The sequence below is a fragment of the Streptomyces sp. BBFR51 genome, assembly GCF_044591655.1.
GTDB lineage: Bacteria > Actinomycetota > Actinomycetes > Streptomycetales > Streptomycetaceae > Streptomyces.
In genome coordinates, this window is sequence record NZ_CP172448.1 from 3,364,612 (window position 1) to 3,381,441 (window position 16,830).

At 71.0% G+C, this 16,830-nt stretch carries 15 protein-coding genes and 1 other RNA gene; 3 read left to right on the top strand and 13 right to left on the bottom strand.

Annotation, left to right across the window (positions count from 1 at the left end; genetic code table 11):
- Nucleotides 1-107: 107 nt before the first annotated feature.
- The 5 genes from ACGH7X_RS15285 to ACGH7X_RS15305 all read right to left on the bottom strand — a co-directional run bounded on the left by ACGH7X_RS15285 (nucleotide 108) and on the right by ACGH7X_RS15305 (nucleotide 7,127).
- The gene (locus ACGH7X_RS15285; protein ID WP_399885661.1) at nucleotides 108-1,016 is read right to left on the bottom strand and encodes a hypothetical protein; all 909 of its coding nucleotides are present in this window, start codon (nucleotides 1,014-1,016) and stop codon (nucleotides 108-110) included.
- Nucleotides 1,017-1,098: 82 nt separating this feature from the next.
- Complete coding sequence (locus ACGH7X_RS15290; RefSeq protein ID WP_399885663.1) at nucleotides 1,099-2,442, bottom strand: acyltransferase; 1,344 nt, start codon at nucleotides 2,440-2,442, stop codon at nucleotides 1,099-1,101.
- Nucleotides 2,439-4,643 carry a polysaccharide deacetylase family protein gene (locus tag ACGH7X_RS15295; protein WP_399885665.1) on the bottom strand — a complete coding sequence of 735 codons (2,205 nt, stop codon included), beginning with the start codon at nucleotides 4,641-4,643 and terminating at the stop codon, nucleotides 2,439-2,441. The genes ACGH7X_RS15290 and ACGH7X_RS15295 overlap by 4 nt, the downstream gene beginning before the upstream one ends.
- The gene (locus ACGH7X_RS15300) at nucleotides 4,643-5,854 is read right to left on the bottom strand and encodes a hypothetical protein (protein WP_399885667.1); all 1,212 of its coding nucleotides are present in this window, start codon (nucleotides 5,852-5,854) and stop codon (nucleotides 4,643-4,645) included. Before ACGH7X_RS15300 ends, ACGH7X_RS15295 begins: the two co-directional genes overlap by 1 nt.
- Before the next feature lie 301 nt (nucleotides 5,855-6,155).
- The gene (locus tag ACGH7X_RS15305) at nucleotides 6,156-7,127 is read right to left on the bottom strand and encodes a LysR family transcriptional regulator (protein WP_399885669.1); all 972 of its coding nucleotides are present in this window, start codon (nucleotides 7,125-7,127) and stop codon (nucleotides 6,156-6,158) included.
- An 83-nt stretch (nucleotides 7,128-7,210) separates the two neighbouring features.
- Here ACGH7X_RS15305 and ACGH7X_RS15310 point away from each other — a divergent pair, with 83 nt between their 5' ends.
- Nucleotides 7,211-8,521: an MFS transporter gene (locus tag ACGH7X_RS15310; protein ID WP_399885671.1), complete on the top strand. Its 1,311-nt coding sequence runs from the start codon at nucleotides 7,211-7,213 to the stop codon at nucleotides 8,519-8,521.
- On the opposite strand, the gene ACGH7X_RS15315 is transcribed toward ACGH7X_RS15310, so the two are convergent.
- The gene (locus ACGH7X_RS15315) at nucleotides 8,484-8,912 is read right to left on the bottom strand and encodes a winged helix-turn-helix transcriptional regulator (protein WP_399885673.1); all 429 of its coding nucleotides are present in this window, start codon (nucleotides 8,910-8,912) and stop codon (nucleotides 8,484-8,486) included. The genes ACGH7X_RS15310 and ACGH7X_RS15315 overlap by 38 nt on opposite strands.
- Before the next feature lie 132 nt (nucleotides 8,913-9,044).
- Between ACGH7X_RS15315 and ACGH7X_RS15320 the strand changes: the two genes are divergently transcribed.
- Complete coding sequence (locus tag ACGH7X_RS15320) at nucleotides 9,045-9,890, top strand: NAD(P)H-binding protein (protein WP_399885675.1); 846 nt, start codon at nucleotides 9,045-9,047, stop codon at nucleotides 9,888-9,890.
- A 139-nt stretch (nucleotides 9,891-10,029) separates the two neighbouring features.
- Here ACGH7X_RS15320 and ssrA read toward each other — a convergent pair.
- From ssrA to ftsE, 5 genes are all read right to left on the bottom strand, one after another.
- Nucleotides 10,030-10,428: a transfer-messenger RNA gene (gene ssrA, locus ACGH7X_RS15325) on the bottom strand.
- 102 nt (nucleotides 10,429-10,530) lie between these two features.
- Nucleotides 10,531-11,010, bottom strand: a complete 480-nt coding sequence (gene smpB / locus ACGH7X_RS15330; RefSeq protein WP_399885677.1) for an SsrA-binding protein SmpB — start codon at nucleotides 11,008-11,010, stop codon at nucleotides 10,531-10,533.
- 46 nt (nucleotides 11,011-11,056) lie between these two features.
- Nucleotides 11,057-12,244, bottom strand: coding sequence for a S41 family peptidase (locus ACGH7X_RS15335; protein WP_399885679.1), 1,188 nt, complete (start codon nucleotides 12,242-12,244; stop codon nucleotides 11,057-11,059).
- Between the two features lie 68 nt (nucleotides 12,245-12,312).
- On the bottom strand, nucleotides 12,313-13,230 hold the full coding sequence (ftsX, locus tag ACGH7X_RS15340; RefSeq protein WP_399885681.1) for a permease-like cell division protein FtsX: 918 nt from the start codon (nucleotides 13,228-13,230) through the stop codon (nucleotides 12,313-12,315).
- Between the two features lie 31 nt (nucleotides 13,231-13,261).
- Nucleotides 13,262-13,951, bottom strand: coding sequence for a cell division ATP-binding protein FtsE (ftsE, locus tag ACGH7X_RS15345; protein ID WP_073723721.1), 690 nt, complete (start codon nucleotides 13,949-13,951; stop codon nucleotides 13,262-13,264).
- Between the two features lie 215 nt (nucleotides 13,952-14,166).
- Between ftsE and ACGH7X_RS15350 the strand changes: the two genes are divergently transcribed.
- Nucleotides 14,167-14,361: a hypothetical protein gene (locus ACGH7X_RS15350; RefSeq protein WP_024885332.1), complete on the top strand. Its 195-nt coding sequence runs from the start codon at nucleotides 14,167-14,169 to the stop codon at nucleotides 14,359-14,361.
- 142 nt (nucleotides 14,362-14,503) lie between these two features.
- Here ACGH7X_RS15350 and ACGH7X_RS15355 read toward each other — a convergent pair whose 3' ends face one another.
- Both ACGH7X_RS15355 and prfB read right to left on the bottom strand, forming a co-directional pair.
- The gene (locus ACGH7X_RS15355) at nucleotides 14,504-15,340 is read right to left on the bottom strand and encodes a hypothetical protein (protein WP_399885685.1); all 837 of its coding nucleotides are present in this window, start codon (nucleotides 15,338-15,340) and stop codon (nucleotides 14,504-14,506) included.
- Between the two features lie 318 nt (nucleotides 15,341-15,658).
- Complete coding sequence (gene prfB / locus ACGH7X_RS15360) at nucleotides 15,659-16,765, bottom strand: peptide chain release factor 2 (protein ID WP_399885687.1); 1,107 nt, start codon at nucleotides 16,763-16,765, stop codon at nucleotides 15,659-15,661.
- Nucleotides 16,766-16,830: the final 65 nt, after the last annotated feature.

Sequence of the window (16,830 nt, forward strand, 5' to 3'; positions counted from 1 at the left end):
CGGTTGCACCGAAGGTAGGGAGGACGCGTTTCGGGCCGGTGGGGCTGTGGATGACCGGAAGGGAACGTTGCTCTCACCCGGCGCCCGCGCCGGGTGAGAGATCGCCGTCAGCCCTGCGGGGGCTGGGGCTGCCAGTGCGGGTTCTGCTGCGGGTAGCCCTGCGGCGGGTACGGCGGCTGCTGCCCCTGCGGCGGCGCGTACGGCTGCGGGGCGTAGGACCGCGGGGCCGGCTGCTGCGGCGGGTACGGCGGCGCGTACGGCTGCGGGGCGTAGGGCTGCTGGGCCGGCTGAGGCTGCTGGGGCGCATAGGGCTGCTGAGGCTGGGCGTACGGCTGCTGCGGCGGCTGGGCGGCGTACTGGCCGGGGGCCGGCTGCCCGTAACCGCTTGGCGCGGCGCCGAACGGGTTGCCGTGCCCCGGCAGCTGCCCGCCGGGCGGCAGGTAGCGCACCCGCCCCGTCTCGTCCGCCGTCGGCATGAACCCGGCGGCCTGCAACCGGGCCGCGAACTTGGCGTTGCGCTTGCGGGTGACGAGGAAGCCGACGCCCAGGATGGCCAGGATGAACAGCCAGATGATCGCGGCCACGACGAAGTCGTCGGACGAGCCGCCCGAGCGGTAGGCGAGGACCACGCACCCGACGCTGACGCCGAGGGCCCCGTATCCCATCCGCTTCTCGGCGTTCTTGCCGGTGAGGTCGAAGTTGATCCGCGCCTTGAGGAGCTCGAAGGCGTCCGGCACGAGCGGCGGCACCGAGACCCCGTCGCCGGCGTTCGGATACTGCGCCCAGTTCTGTGCGGCGCGGGTCCGGGCCTGCGGGCTCGGGTCGGGGACGAGCAGCATCGTGAGGGAGGCGTTGTTCCCGCCGCCCTGGCGCACGTCGGCGTACTCGTACCCGAACTGCTGGGCGACGAAGGCGAGTTTGGCGAGCTTCTTCACGGACGCCATCGGACTGGTGAGCTGGACCGGCTCCCCGCTCGCCATCAACCGCAGCATCTTCTGCGTCTGCCGCTTACTCATCCCGCCTGCTCCCCCTGCCCGGCTCACGCCGCCCTGTTCACTTCCGCAACCGGGGCAGTCTCCCACGGAGGGGTGACACTCGTCAGCCCCGGTGGGCCGCCCGGGCCCGGGCCCTGGGCTGCTTCTGGGCCGAGCCCTTGCCGCCGTCCGGCCACAGCTGGGGCGTGCGCTTGGCCGCCACGTCCTCCATCCACCCGAACCAGACGATGCAGCTCCCGATGAGCAGCCAGGCGATGGCCAGGACCGGCCAGGGGCTCTCCAGCAGCCAGGGGACGTGCTCGCCCAGGGTGTCGAAGCCCCACAGCCGGTCCCACAGCGTGGCCGCGATGAGGATGCAGACGTTGTGCCACAGGTAGATCGTCACGGCGCGCGAGTTGAGCAGGGTGATCAGCCGGTCCCAGCGGCGCAGCCGACGCGGCCACTCGGTCCACGACGGGCTGACGTGCAGGAGCAGCAGCACCGTCGCGAAGGACCAGACGGCCTGCGCGAAGGGGATGGAGTCCAGGTCGTAGCCGGCCTTGAAGCCCTCCCTGAGGGCGTACCAGAGGCCCAGAGCGGCGATCACCGGGGCCACCGAGGGCACGACGTAGCGTGGCAGCCGCTTCAGGACGCCTTCCTGGTGGGCCATGCCCAGGATCCAGCAGGCGCCGAAGGTGCTGAAGTCCGTGAGCGCCGAGGGGAAACGCTCGCCCGGCAGGTTGAGGTAGCCGAACTGGAAGGCGGCCGAGAGCGCGAGCGGCGCCAGGATCGTCAGCCAGGGCAGGGCCCGCAGCGCGCGCAGCAGCACCGGGGAAAGCAGGACGTACCAGAGGTAGGCACGGATGTACCACAGCGGACCGGCGAGTTCCGAGGCCCAGTCCTCGCCCAGGATGCCGTGGATGCCCGACAGCCCCTCGGCGAACGGCGGGTCGCTCAGCGGCAGGATCCAGAAGGCGAGGTGGAGCCACCAGAACCCCGGGTGCCCGTCGTCGTTCGGCCCCCAGCCCTGCAGCACCATGCCGGTCACGCCCACCACGCCCAGCAGCCACAGCGGCGGCAGCAGACGGCGCATGCGGCTGCGGACGACCTGGACGGCCGGACGCTTGAGGGAACGGGCCATCAGATTGCCCGCGAGGGCGAACATCACGCCCATGGACGGGAACACCACCGGCAGCCAGGCCCAACCCATCAGGTGGTAGAGGACCACCCGGAAGAGGGCCACGGCCCGCAGCAGGTCGAAGTACCGGTCGCGGACGGGACCGCGCCGGGCCTGCTTCTGCTCGGGCACGGCCGGTGCGGCCGAGTCCTCCGTGCCGGGGGACTGACGGTCCACGGACGGATACGGGGGTGCGGTCACGTGCTGGACTCTCCGGTGCGTGGCAGGCGTGGCGGCGGCGACCGGGGCGGCGGGCGTCGGCCGCGTCGGATCGAAGGGCGGGGTGGTCATCCGACCGGCCTCCCGTCCATGGCACCGGACCGCCGCTGGGGCGGCACGCCGTCGGCTCCGGGCGGCGGCGCGGACACCCCGCCGCTGCGCCGCAGCTTCTGCCAGCGCAGCCGGCCGCCGGTGAGCGCCGTGATCCAGGACTGGAGCAGCACCACGTACATGATCTGGCGGTACAGGATCTGCTGGAGGGGCAGCGAGATGAGCGGGGTCAGCTTCTCCCGGTCGAGCCGGAAGGCGTACGCCGCGCAGACCGCCTGGATGGCCAGGACGCCCAGCCACGCCACGATCGTCTTCTGGGTCGGGCCGAAGACGATGCCGTAGAGCAGGAAGACGTCGATCAGCGGGGCCAGCAGCGGGGCCAGGACCATGAAGAGGGAGACGAAGGGCAGGCCCACGCGTCCGAAACGGCCGGAGGGGCCCTTCTCGATCACCGCACGGCGGTGCTTCCAGATGGCCTGCATGGTGCCGTACGACCAGCGGTAGCGCTGGGACCACAGCTGGCTGACGGACTCCGGAGCCTCGGTCCAGGCGCGGGCGTTCTCGGCGTAGACCACCCGCCAGCCGGCGCGGTGCAGGGCCATGGTGACGTCGGTGTCCTCGGCGAGGGTGTCGTCACTCATGCCGCCGAAGGGCTCCAGGGCGGAGCGGCGGAAGGCGCCGACGGCCCCGGGGATGGTCGGCATGCAGCCGAGGACGTCGTACATCCGGCGGTCCAGGTTGAAGCCCATCACGTACTCGATGTGCTGCCAGGCGCCGATGAGGCTGTCCTTGTTGCCGACCTTCGCGTTGCCCGCCACGGCGCCGACCTTCGGGTCGCCGAAGGGCTGGACGAGTTCGCGGACGGTGGAGGGTTCGAAGACGGTGTCGCCGTCCATCATCACGACGATGTCGTAACGGGCGTTGGCCAGGCCCCGGTTGAGCGCGGCCGGCTTGCCCGCGTTGAGCTGCCGGATCACCCGGACGTTGGGCAGGCCGAGGCCCTCCACGATCCGGGCGGTGCCGTCACTGGAGCCGTCGTCGATGACGATGACCTCGATCGGGTGGTCGCTCTCCATCAGGGAACGCACCGTGTTCTCGATGCATTTGGCCTCGTTGTACGCCGGGACCAGCACCGTCACCGGTTCGGTGATCGCCGGTCCCCAGCGGAAGCGCCGGCGGCGGACCCGGCGGGCGTGGATGCCGGAGAGGAGCAGCATCAGGACGAAGCGGGCGATGACCAGCGTGCCGATGATCGCCAGGCCCACCACCAGGACGTCGGTGAGCTTCTCCGAGGCCTGGACCAGGAAGACCCACGCCTTGCCCTTCCACAGGTCGGCGCCGGTCACCGGGCTCATGGCGCTGGGCGCGTCCAGGGCCTCGGTGAGGTTGTCGAACTCGTAGCCCTTCTTCTTCAGGTCGGGCAGGAACCTGTCCAGGGCCTGCACGGTCTGGTGGCGGTCGCCGCCGGAGTCGTGCATCAGGACGATGGCGCCCTTGCCGCCGTGCGGCGTGGCGCGGCGGATGATCTCCTCGACGCCGGGCTTCTTCCAGTCCTCGCTGTCCGTGTTGTTGACGACGGTGATGTAGCCGCGGCTGCCGATGTACTCGGTGACCGGCCAGGACTTGTCGTCCATCGCGTCGGCGAAGGAGGAGTACGGCGGCCGGAACAGCGAGGTGCGCACGCCGGCCGCGCCGGTGATCGCCAGCTGGTTCTGCGACAGCTCCCAGTCGATGCGCTTCTTGGACTGGAAGGAGAGGTCGGGGTGGTTGAAGGTGTGCAGGCCGACCTCGTGGCCCTCGTCGACCATGCGCTGGACGAGGTCCGGGTAGCGGGAGGCCATGGTGCCGGTGACGAAGAAGACCGCGTGCGCGTCGTGCTTCTTCAGCACGTCCAGCACCCTGGGGGTCCAGGTCGGGTCGGGGCCGTCGTCGAAGGTGAGGACGAGCCGGTGGTCGGGCACGCTCAGGCTCTCGGTGTGACCGCCTCGGACGTCGATGACCGGGCCGCCCTCGAGGATCTTCTCCGGTACGTGGGCGGTCGGCGCGGGCGGCTGGACGCGGTGGTCGGCGAGGATCTCGCTGTGCACGTATCCGCGCAGCATGAGCATCGCCACCAGGGCGACCAGTACGAGCAGCGGAAGCAGCAGACGCAGGGGCAGGCGACGTCGGGAGCCCTCACGGGCGCTGCGCGCGGCCCCGTGACGGCGGGTGCGGGATGCCATCAGAGGGTGTTCTCCGGGGACAGGGAAGGGGACGTGGTGGTGTCGCCGGGGCCGGCGACGACGACGGGTGCGCCGGCGGGCCCCGCGACGGGGCCACTCGCGCCGTTGGCGTTGGTGCCGCCGTCACCACCGGGTGCGGTGCTGGTGCCGCCGGTGGGCTCGGTCGGGTCGGTCGTGGTCTCGCCGCCGCCCGCCGGTTCCGACGGGCCCTGGCTGGCGGGGGGCGGTGCCTGCGTCGACTCCGACGTGCCCGGGGCGGTCGCGCCGCCACCGCCCGGCTTCGCGTCGGTGCCGGGCGCCGACGACTGGGGGTCGGCGCTGGTGCCGGGCTGCCCCGTGGTGCCGCCGGTCACGCCGGACGTACCGGAGGCGGGCGCCTCGACGCCCGGTGCGGTCGTCACGCCGGCGCCGGCCGAGGGGGTGGTCTGCGGGGCGGCGGTGCCGGTGCCGGAGGGCTGCGCCGACTGCGAGGGCAGCGGGGTGGGGTCGACCTGGCCGGCCGGTTTGCCCTCCTCCTGGCCCGGTACGGGCATCCAGGGCGCGTCGGAGTTGCCGGAGAGCAGCGTGGAGACGATGACGACGGCGTAGACCGCGCAGGCGATGCCGACGAGGATGCCGAGGCGGCGGTACAGGCGGCTGCGGCGGCCCGACGAGTCGACGAAGACGGGCCCGTCGGAGGCCTCCGGGCCGCTCTTGCGGTGTCCGCCGTCGGCCCGCAGGAGCACGCCGTCGCCGAGGTGGACGGCGTCGAGCTGGACCGTCACCTCGTGCGGATCGTGGGTGTGCCCACCGGCGCCGGCGCCCGCATCGGCGTCGCCGTGGCCGTGGCCGTCCGTGTCCGGGGCCTCTTGCCAGGGGTCGCGGAGTGCGGCGGTGGCGGGGAGGACGGAGGGGAGGACGTCCGTCCGGTCGGCGTCCGGTCCGGCGTGGTTCGGTGCGGCCGCGTGCGGTGCGGCCGCGTGCGGGTTCGATCCGTTGGGGTTCGATCCGCTCGGGTTCGATCCGCTCGGGTTTGATCCGGCTGGTCCGGTTCTGCCCCAGGTTATCCGCTCTTGACCCACCGGGCTCCGGCCCGTCCGGTCGCGGTCCCCTATTCGGGAGCCGAGGATCTCCGTCTCGTCGGCACCGGAACTTCCGAACCAACCCGAGCCCGACCCGGCCCCGGTGGAACCGCCGGTACCGCCGGGCCCGCCGGGCGCCGTCGCGGTCATCGGAGGTTCCCCTGCTGACGGGAAGGGCCGGTTCGCCGGCAGCACCTCGGTGGCGTCAGCATTCTGTCCTGCCTCCGAGTGATCACGACCCCCGGACTCGGCCTCGGGCCACTCCGGTTGGGCGTCTTTTTGCCATTTCTTCACGCGCGCGCACTTCCCCCCACGGAACACTTCCGGGTGCGCGTTCGACTCCGAGCACCCGTCGGCCGAACCGGCCCCCACCAGGTTCGAGCGCCCCCTGTATCACACCGTGCTCAGGCAAAGAATGTAGCGCACGCGGAGGATGTGTGGTTGCCGCGTGTCAGTTATGGACGGACATCACAGTCGCGTCGGCGGCCGGAATCCATCCTTCGACCGGGGTCTGGAGCCAGCACTTTTCGGCCGCGACCTGGGCCGCCGCCCGGCGCAGCGCGTCGAGTGCCGGATGCGCCAGTCCTTTTCGCCAGACCAGGGACACGGGCGACAGCGGAACGGGGCCGACGAGGGGGCGCACCACGGTCGAGGCCATGGCCGGAAAGCTCACCACGGCGAGGATCGGGTTGCGCGTCTTGTCCATGATGCGCTGGAACTCCTCCTCCCCGATCGCCAGCGGAAGGGGTGGCGCCACGTCGATGCCGCGCCCGTCGAACAGGCGGTGCGCGAGGTCGGTCCACTCCGGCGTGCGCGGGTTGCCGGCCCCGGCGTACACGGTCTCCCCGGCGAGTGCGGAGAGCGGTACCTCCGTCAGTCCGGCCAGCGGGTGGTCCTCGGGCAGGACGACCGCCATGGGCTCGTAGCGCACCGGCTGGTGGCCGAGTCCGGCCCGCAGCGCCGGGGGCAGCCCGGCGAACCGGCCGAAGGAGGCGTCGAGGCGGCCGGCGAGCAGTTCGCCCGCCGCGTGCGTCAGTCCGCTCTCGTAACGCGCCATCAGCTCCTGCTCGGGCGCGAGCGAGCGGGCCCGTTCCAGGACCAGGCGGCCGGTGACCAGCCCCGGGGAGTTGAGGTCGACCAGCAGTGGGCGGGCCTGTCCGAAGGCGGCCAGCAGGTCGTCCTGCGCCTCGAGGGCCCGGCGGGCGTACGGCAGCAGCCGCTCACCGTCGGCCGTCAACGTCACCTGCCGGGTGGTCCGGACGAACAGCTCGGCGCCCAACTCCCGTTCCAGGCGCCGTACGTCCCTGCTGAGCGCCTGCTGGGCGACGTAGAGACGGGCGGCGGCACGGGTGAAGTGCAGCTCCTCGGCGACGACGACGAAGGCCCGCAGGAGGCGGGGGTCGAGGTGGGCGGGTGCGGGCATCCGGCGAATTTACAACGGGAGTGCGTGAATGGCCACGGAGAAGGTGTTGGACCCCCTGATCGCCTACGGGCGACGGTAAGCGCATGCCGCAACCGACCCCCGCGCATCCGTCCCGCCCGTCTCCGCCCACCACCCTCCTCGCCGTCACCGCCGACACCCTGGTCGCCGCCGACTTCCGCCCGCGCACCCGGCGCCGGCCGCCGGGACCGTACCGGCGCCTCCTCTCCATACCCGGCGCCCGAGCCTTCACGATCGGGAATCTCACTGCCCGGCTCCCGATGGGCATGTTCAGTGTGAGCGCGGTCGTCATGATCGCCGGCACCCGTGGTTCGTACGCCCTCGCCGGCGCCGTCACCGCGACGGGGCTTGCGGCGACGGCGCTGGTCGCCCCGTGGACCGCACGCCTCGTGGACCGGCACGGCCAGGCCAGGGTGGCCGTGCCCGCCACCCTGATCGCCGCGCTGGGCTCCGTCGCCCTGCTGCTGTGCGTGCGGTACGGGGCGCCGGCCTGGACGCTGTTCGCCGCCTACGCCGCCACCGCGACGACCCCCAACACCGGCGGCATGGCCCGCGCCCGCTGGGCCCACCTGCTGAAGGACCGGAAGGACGCCGCCGACGCGCTGCACACCGCGAACTCCTTCGAACAGGCCACGGACGAGCTCTGCTACATGTTCGGGCCCGTCCTCGCCGCGTTCCTGTGCACCGCGCTGTTCCCGGAGGCGGGCACGCTCGTCGGCGTGGTGCTGCTGGTGAGCGGCATGCTGCTGTTCGCCGCGCAGCGCTCGACCGAGCCGCCGGCCCGTCCGCGCCCGGGCGCGAAGGCGCCCCTGCGGGCCCCCGGCATCCCGCCGCTGCTGGTCACGTGCCTGGCGATGGGCGGGGTGTTCGGCGCCATGGAGGTCGTCACAATCGCGTTCGCGGACGCACAGGGACACCGCGCGGCGGCCGGTGTGGTCCTCGCCCTGCAGGCGGCCGGCTCCTGCGCGGCGGGCCTGCTGTACGGCGCGCTCAAGCCGGCCGGTCCGGCCGAGCACCGTCTGCCGTGGTGTGTGGCCGCGATGACGGCCCTGCTGACGCTGCCGCTGCTCGCGGCGTCCGTCAGCGGCTCACTGCCCCTGCTGGCGCTCACGCTGCTGGTCGCCGGGATGGCGACGGCACCGACGATGGTCACCACGATGACGCTGGTCCAGCACCGCACCCCGGAGGGCCGTCTCAACGAGGGCATGACGCTCGCGGTGACCGGCCTGCTCGGCGGCATCGCCTGCGGCAGCGCGGCGGGCGGCTGGACGGTGGAGCACGTCTCGCCCACCGCCGCCTACGGCGTACCGGTCACGGCGGCCGCGGTGGCCCTGCTGCTCACCCTGCTGCCCCGGCGGGACCACGCGAGCGCGTGACGGCAACCGGTGCGTCCGAGCCGTCGAACTCCTGCCTCGCCCGCGCGACCTTGGGCAGGTTCTCGCCGGACCACTCGACGAGCGCGGCGAAGATCGGCGCCAGGCTGCGCCCGAGGTCGCTGATCTCGTACTCCACCCGCGGCGGCACCTCGGCGTAGTACGTACGTCCGACCAGGCCGTCGCGCTCCATCTGACGCAGCCGCTGGGTGAGCACCTTGGGCGTGATGGTGCCGATGTTGCGCTGGAGTTCGACGAAGCGCTGGCGCCCGTACTCGTTCAGCGCCCACAGGATCGGCGTGGTCCAGCGGCTGAAGACGATGTCGAGCACGGGGGAGACCGGACACGCCACTTCCGGGTCGGTCCCCGCGCCGCGCGGAGTGGTGCCGGTCATTGAGCCCTCCGGGATAGTCGCTTTCTTCTAGGTACCTACTTTACTCAGGATGCTAGCTTCCCGGCAGACCAGGCAGGCAAGGCACACGAGCCGGACCAGCCAGACCGGTACCACCGAGCACGGGAGTCCATCATGATCGTTGTCACCGGAGCCACCGGAAACGTCGGCCGTCCGCTCGTCGCGGCGCTCGCCGCCGCGGGCGAGGAGGTGACGGCCGTCTCGCGCACGCCCCGCTCCCACGAGCTGCCCGGGGGTGGCCGGCACGTCGTGGCCGACCTCGCGGAGCCGTCGACGCTGCGGCCCGCCGTGGAGGGAGCCGACGCCCTGTTCATCCTGCCGGCCGGTGAGCTGCTCGGCGGCGGCGCACCTGCCACCGAGGTCCTGGACGCGGCCCGGGCGGGTGGGGTGCGCCGGGTCGTACTGCTCTCGTCCCAGGTCACCGGCACCCGCCCCGCGGCCCTGTCGCACGGCCGGCTGCGGGAGTTCGAGGGGGCCGTGCGCTCCTCGGGCCTGGACTGGACGATCCTGCGGCCCGGCGGGTTCGCCTCCAACGCCTACGCGTGGGCCGAGTCCGTGCGCGCCCGGCGCACGGTGGCGGCGCCGTTCGCCGACGTCGCCCTCCCGGTGGTGGACCCGGCGGACATCGCCGAGGTGGCCGCCGTGGCGCTGCGCGACGAGGGCCACGCGGGGCAGACCTACGAGCTGACGGGGCCCGTCGCGCTGACCCCGCGCGAGCAGGCGCGGGCGTTCACCGAGGTGCTGGGCGAGGAGGTGCGCTTCGTGGAGCTCACGCGCGAGCAGGCCCGCGAGCACATGGCCGGGTTCATGCCCGAGCCGGTCGTCGACGGCACGCTCGACATCCTCGGCGAGCCGCTCCCGGCGGAGCAGCGCGTCGCCCCGGACGTCGAGAAGATCCTCGGCCGCCCGGCCGGTCCCTTCACGGCCTGGGCGACCCGCAACGCCGCGGCCTTCAGGTAGCCGGCGCGGGGCCCGCGACCCAGGGGGCCCGAGCATGGGGTGCGGGTGGCGAAGCCCCCGCATCGCGCGGCGAAGCCACGCAAAAACGACGAGGGCGGCGTGTGCTCGCGCTTTCTGCGAGCACACGCCGCCCTCGACCTCGTGGAGATGGCGGGAATCGAACCCGCGTCCAACGGTGCGGAATCAGGGCTTCTCCGTGTGCAGTCCGCTTCGATTTTCTCAGCCCCGGAGATCACGCGGACAAGTCTCCGACGGGCTCAGTCACTGTTTGGTTTCCCTCTTCACCCCGTGACCGGGATCAAGGTTTAGTCCCCTAGCTGATGCCAGGATCCGGGTCGGGAACAGCCCCGGGCTGACACTCCCTTAGTAGGAGGCTCGCTTCGCTACCTGAGATCAGGCAGCGAGGGCGAAGGCCTGCTGGGAGGAATCGCGCTTGGTGTTGGCGATTATTTTTTCGGCCTGTGGTTTACGAGATCATGGCCGCTTCCTCGACACGCTTCCCCTGCTTCGACAGCCGCTGTCGAAACCGATCATCCCCATGTTGATTTTTCAATCCCTCCGGAGAGGGGCTGCACCCGCTTCGAGGTGCGGATGCCATCGTACGTGACCAACGCACGAAGGTGCCAGCGTATTCCCGGCGTCAGGCCCGCTGCTTGCGCTTGATCGCCGAGATCGTCCGCTCCGCCTCGCGGCGGTCCTGCTTCTCCCGGAGGGTCTGGCGCTTGTCGTACTCCTTCTTGCCGCGCGCCAGCGCGATCTCGATCTTGGCCCGGCCGTCCTTGAAGTAGAGCGCCAGGGGCACGATCGTGTGACCGGTCTCCTGGGACTTCGCCTCCAGCTTGTCGATCTCCACGCGGTGCAGCAGCAGCTTGCGCTTGCGCCGGGCGCTGTGGTTGGTCCAGGTGCCCTGGCTGTACTCCGGCACGTGCACGTTGTGCAGCCACGCCTCGTGTCCGTCCAGCTGCACGAATCCGTCGGCCAGTGATGCCCGTCCCTGGCGCAGCGACTTCACCTCGGTCCCGGACAGCACGAGGCCGGCCTCGTAGGTGTCGAGGATCTGGTAGTCGTGCCGCGCCTTCTTGTTCTGCGCGATCAGCTTGCGCCCTTTTTCCTTAGCCATAGTGCAGCCCATTTTGGCACTACGGAGGGGTCTGGTGGAAAGCCGATTACGCGGTCGGCCCCAGCCCGCTCAGTACCGTGCGGGCCCGCGTCAGGGCGGCCGGGTCGGCCGGGTCGACCTCCAGGTCGGGCGTGATGCCGGTGCCGTCGACGCCGCGGCCCGAGGGGGTGCGGTAGTGGCCGACGGTCAGCTCGGCCACCGAGCCGCCGGGCAGCCGGCTCGGCATCTGCACCGAGCCCTTGCCGAAGGTGCGGGAGCCCAGGACGACCGCCCGGCCGCGGTCCTGGAGGGCCCCGGTGAGGAGTTCGGCCGCGCTCATCGTGCCGCCGTCGACGAGCGCGACCAGGGGTCTGGTGGTGTCGCCGCCGGACTCGGCGTGCAGGGCGCGCTGGTCGCCGTCGACGTCGTAGGTGGCGACCAGGCCGCCGTCGAGGAAGGCGGAGGCGGCGGTGACCGCCTCGGTGACCAGGCCGCCGGAGTTGCCGCGCAGGTCGAGGACGATTCCGGCGCCGGACGGCACCCCCGCGACGGCGGTGCGCACCTGTTCGCCGACGCCCTTGGTGAAGGAGGCGACCTTGACGACGGTGAGGCCGTCGGCGAACTTGCGGACGGTCACCGGGTCCGTGGACAGCCGGGCGCGTCGCACGGTCTCGGTCCACGTGCGCGTGCCGCGTTCCAGACCGAGCCGGACGGCGGTGCCGGCGGGCTCCTGCCGGGCGTCGCCGCGCAGTATGGAGACGACCTCGGTGACGGGGCGCCCGTCGACCCGCTCGCCGTCGACGCTGCGCAGCCGGTCGCCCTCGCGGATCCCGGCGTCGGCGGCGGGTGAGCCGTCGCGCACCTTGCTCACCTCGATACGCCCGTCGCGCTCGCGGCGCGCGGAGAGCCCGACGCCGGTGTAGCGGCCGTCGAGGGCGGCCTCCAACTCCTCGTACTCGCCCTGGGAGTAGACCGCGCCCCAGCGGTCCCCGCTGCGGCTGACCGCGCGTTCGGCGGCCTCCACGGGGGACTTGCCGTCGGCCATGGCCTCGGCCGCCGCGCGGGCGACGTCGTCGTCCCGGCCGTGCTGACCGGCCGGAGCGGCCGAACGGGCCGTGCCGGGCTCGGACTTCCGGTCGGTCCCGGGGAACGAGCCGGTGGCCGCGCCCGCGGCGAGCACACTGGCGAACACCAAGGTCAGGGCGGCCCCGTGGCGTACGCGACGGGGCTGACAGAACAGGTCACGACCTGACATGCCGGTGAGTCTAGGACAACGCGAGAGGGCCGCACGGTCGCTTGACCGTTCGGCCCTCTTGGTATGTGTCACACCTTCAGGTACTTGCGCAGCGCGAAGAACGCGGCCAACGCGGGCATCAGCAGACTGGTGGCCAGGATGAGCGGCAGCTTCGTCAGGACGGCGTCCCAGCCGATGAAGTTGATCAGGTTCAACTTCTCGGACAGGGCGAGCCCGTGGTCGATGATGAAGTATCTGGCGATCACCAGGAAGCCGCAGGCGACACCACCGCCGATGAGCCCGGCGACCGCCGCCTCCATGATGAACGGCGCCTGGATGTAGAAGCCCGAGGCGCCGACCAGGCGCATGATGCCGGTCTCGCGCCGCCGGCTGAACGCCGAGACGCGCACCGTGTTGACGATCAGCATCAGCGCGACGACGAGCATGAGCGCCATCACCGCGCGGGCGGCCCAGTTCATGCCGTTGAGGAGGCCGAAGAGGTTGTCCAGGATGCCCTTCTGGTCCTGCACGGACTGCACGCCGTCCCGGCCGTCGAAGGCGGTCGCGATGACCTGGTACTTCTCCGGGTCCTTCAGCTTGATCCGGTAGGACTCCTGCATCTGGTCCGGCGTGAGGGAGCTGGCCAGCGGCGAGTCGCCGAACTGCTCCTTGTAGTGCTTGTACGCGTCGTCCTGCGACTCGTACGTCACCTTGTCGACGACGGTCATCTCGTCGAGGTCGGACATGATCTGCTTCTTCTGGTCCGCGGTCACCGCGCCCTTGGCGCAGTTGGGGTCGGACTCGGCGTCGCTCTTGTTGCAGAGGAAGACCGAGACGTTGACCTTGTCGTACCAGTAGCCCTTCATGGTGTTGACCTGGTCGCTCATCAGCAGCGACCCGCCGAACAGGGCCAGGGACAGGGCGACGGAGACGATCACCGCGAAGGTCATCGTCAGATTGCGGCGAAGACCGACACCGATCTCCGAGACTACGAACTGGGCGCGCATGGCGTCTCGTTAAGCCTTTCGTTCCTCGACGTCAGTGCTGGTAGCCGTAGACGCCGCGCGCCTGGTCCCGGACGAGGCGGCCCTTCTCCAGCTCGATGACGCGCTTGCGCATCTGGTCCACGATGTTCTGGTCGTGGGTCGCCATGATCACGGTGGTGCCCGTCCGGTTGATGCGGTCGAGCAGCTTCATGATGCCCACGGAGGTCTGCGGGTCGAGGTTGCCGGTCGGCTCGTCGGCGATCAGCAGCTTGGGCCGGTTGACGAAGGCGCGCGCGATGGCGACGCGCTGCTGCTCACCACCGGACAGCTCGCCGGGCCTGCGGTCCTCCTTGCCGCCGAGACCGACGAGGTCCAGCACCTGCGGCACGGACTTGCGGATCTCGCCACGGGACTTGCCGATGACCTCCTGGGCGAAGGCGACGTTCTCACCGACCGTCTTGTTCGGCAGCAGGCGGAAGTCCTGGAACACCGTCCCCAGCTGGCGCCGCATCTGCGGCACCTTCCAGTTGGACAGGCGGGCGAGGTCCTTCCCCAGGACGTGCACCTGCCCGTGACTGCACCGCTCCTCGCGGAGGACCAGCCGCAGGAAGGTGGACTTTCCCGAGCCCGAAGACCCGACGAGGAAGACGAACTCGCCCTTCTCGACCTCCAGGGAGACGTCCCTGAGGGCTGGGTGGCTCTGTTTGGGGTAGACCTTGGAGACGTTGTCGAATCGGATCACGGATGCACCACGGGTCGCCGGGGGTAGATGTGCGTGACCATACGCGAACCGGGGAGCGGACCGCAGTCACCGGTCGGGGTTGCGTAGTAGTTGCGCGTTTTGTCCCCGTCAGGAGGGCGAGCGGGGCCCCGGGGAACCTGGCACAGTGGAAGGGGAACGTTCGTGTCGTCGCGGGCGTTGTTCTGAATTGAGCCGGTTGCAAGGAGGGCGAGCGCATGACGTACGACCGGTTGGTGTGCGCGAACTGCGCGGCGCCCGTGAGTGAGGGCAGGTGCCCGGTGTGCCGGGCCAACCGCGAGCGGCTCCAGCAGGAGAACAACTTCTTCGCGGGGCTGAACCCGATGACGCTGATCGCGCTGCTGGCGGTGCTGATCGCCGCCGTGGCCCTACTGGCCCACCAGACCGTCTGACGGGCCCGGAGCGCCCCTGAGGGCCTCCAGGACGCCTCGACACCCACAGGCACAGGGCGCACAGGACACGCGGAAGGGGCCCGGAGCAATGAGCTCCGGGCCCCTTCGTGTGCGTGCGCGGTGCGTACGCGGACGGCTACCGTCAGGCAGCGGCCCCGCCGCGTCCGTTCATCATGCGCGGCAGGATGCGGAAGCCGATGCCGCCGGCGATCATCGTGGCGGCGCCGACCAGCAGGAACGTGGTCTCCGCGGCGCCGGTCTCGGCGAGCTCGTCACCGCTGCCCTGGGCGGCGGTGTCGGAGGCCGGGGCCTCCTCGCCGGTGTCGGTCAGGGCGGAGGAACCCTCCTCCTGAGCGGCGTTGTCGTTGCCACCGCCGTCGGGGGTGGTGCCGTCGTCGCCGCCGGTACCACCACCGTTGCCGCCGGTGGTCTGCGAGCCGCCGTTGTCACCGTTGCCGCCGGTGTCGCCGTTCCCGCCGTTGTCGCCGGAACCGCCGTTGTCACCATTGCCACCGTTGTCGCCGGTGCCGCCGTTGTCGCCGCCCTCGGACGTGCCGGTGGAGGTGCCCTCGGACGTGCCCTCGGAGGTACCCACCGAGGAGCCCTCGGAGGTGCCTTCCGACGTGCCCTCGGAGGTGCCCTCGGACGTACCTTCGGAGGTGCCGTCGGACGTGTTGCCGTCCGACGTGTTGCCGTCCGACGTGTTGCCGTCGGTGGTGTTGCCGTCGGTCGTGTTGCCGTCGGTCGTGTTGCCGTCGGACGTGTTGCCCTCGATCAGACCGACGCTGGTGTTGCCGTCGGTGTCGCCCTCGTTGCCGCCCTGGACGCTCACGCCGAGGCCGACACCGTCGCCGTCGGCGCTGGCGTTCACGCCGATCTCGAGCGCCGAGGCGGCGCCCGCCGCGGTCAGGGAGGCGCCGGCCGCGATCACGGCGCCGGCCGCTATGCGCGCGACACGGATGCGCGTCTTCTTCGTCATGTAGTTGCTACCCCCAGTAGCCGATTAGTCGGTGAGGCCGCACTCGGGGCCGTGATCGACGGAGGTAGCTGCGCTCAAGTCCCCCGGTTCACATGCGCCCCAGAAATACGCATGCCGAGCCTCACCCTTACGAATGTTCAAAGCAACGTCAAGGCCATTGCGTACGCGATGTCCAGGTACGGGACGTATGCCGGACACAAAGGGTGTGAGTGTGATGTAAAACCCAGACATCACCGGCGGACAGCGAGCAGAGAAAAGGCAACCGCCGCCAGGAGAGCGGCAGTTGCCTTGTCGACAAAGCGGCGTTCCCGCTTCGCGCTACTTCTCCTGCTGCTTGCGCCAGCGAATGCCGGCCTCCAGGAAACCGTCGATCTCACCGTTGAACACGGCCTCGGGGTTGCCCACTTCGTGCTCCGTGCGCAGGTCCTTGACCATCTGGTACGGGTGCAGCACGTACGAACGCATCTGGTTGCCCCAGGAGTTGCCCCCGTCGCCCTTGAGGGCGTCCATCTTGGCCTGCTCCTCCTGGCGGCGCCGCTCCAGGAGCTTGGCCTGGAGGACGTTCATGGCGGTGGCCTTGTTCTGGATCTGCGAGCGCTCGTTCTGGCAGGAGACGACGATGCCGGTGGGGATGTGGGTGAGGCGCACCGCGGAGTCGGTGGTGTTCACGCCCTGGCCGCCGGGGCCGGACGACCGGTAGACGTCCACCCGCAGCTCGGACTCGTCGATCTCGATGTGGTCGGTCTGCTCGACCACGGGGAGGATCTCGACGCCCGCGAAGGAGGTCTGGCGGCGGCCCTGGTTGTCGAAGGGCGAGATGCGCACCAGCCGGTGCGTGCCCTGCTCGACGGAGAGGGTGCCGTAGGCGTACGGCGACTGCACGGCGAAGGTGGTCGACTTGATGCCGGCCTCTTCCGCGTACGACGTCTCGTAGATCTCGGTCTTGTAGCCGCGCTGCTCGGCCCAGCGCAGGTACATGCGCTGGAGCTTCTCGGCGAAGTCGGCGGCGTCCACGCCACCGGCCTCGGCGCGGATGTTGACGAGCGCCTCACGCGCGTCGTACTCGCCCGAGAGCAGGGTGCGGACCTCCATCTCGTCCAGCGCCTTGCGCACGGCCGTCAGCTCGGACTCGGCCTCGGCGCGGGTGTCCGGGTCGTCCTCCTCCTCGGCCATCTCGAAGAGCACACCGAGATCGTCGATCCGGCCGCGCAGTGCCTCGGCCTTCCTGACCTCGGCCTGGAGGTGCGAGAGCTTGCTGGTGATCTTCTGCGCCGCCTCCGGGTCGTCCCACAGGGAGGGCGCGGCCGCCTGCTCCTCGAGCACGGCGATGTCTGCCCTCAGCCTGTCGAGGTCCAGGACGGCCTCGATCGACTCCATGGTCGAGGAGAGGGACTTCAGCTCTTCGGATACATCGACGACTGCCACGCATCCAGCGTAACGGCTCCGTCCAGCGCGCTTCGCCGGGCCGTCACCTGCGGCGGCGGCCACGG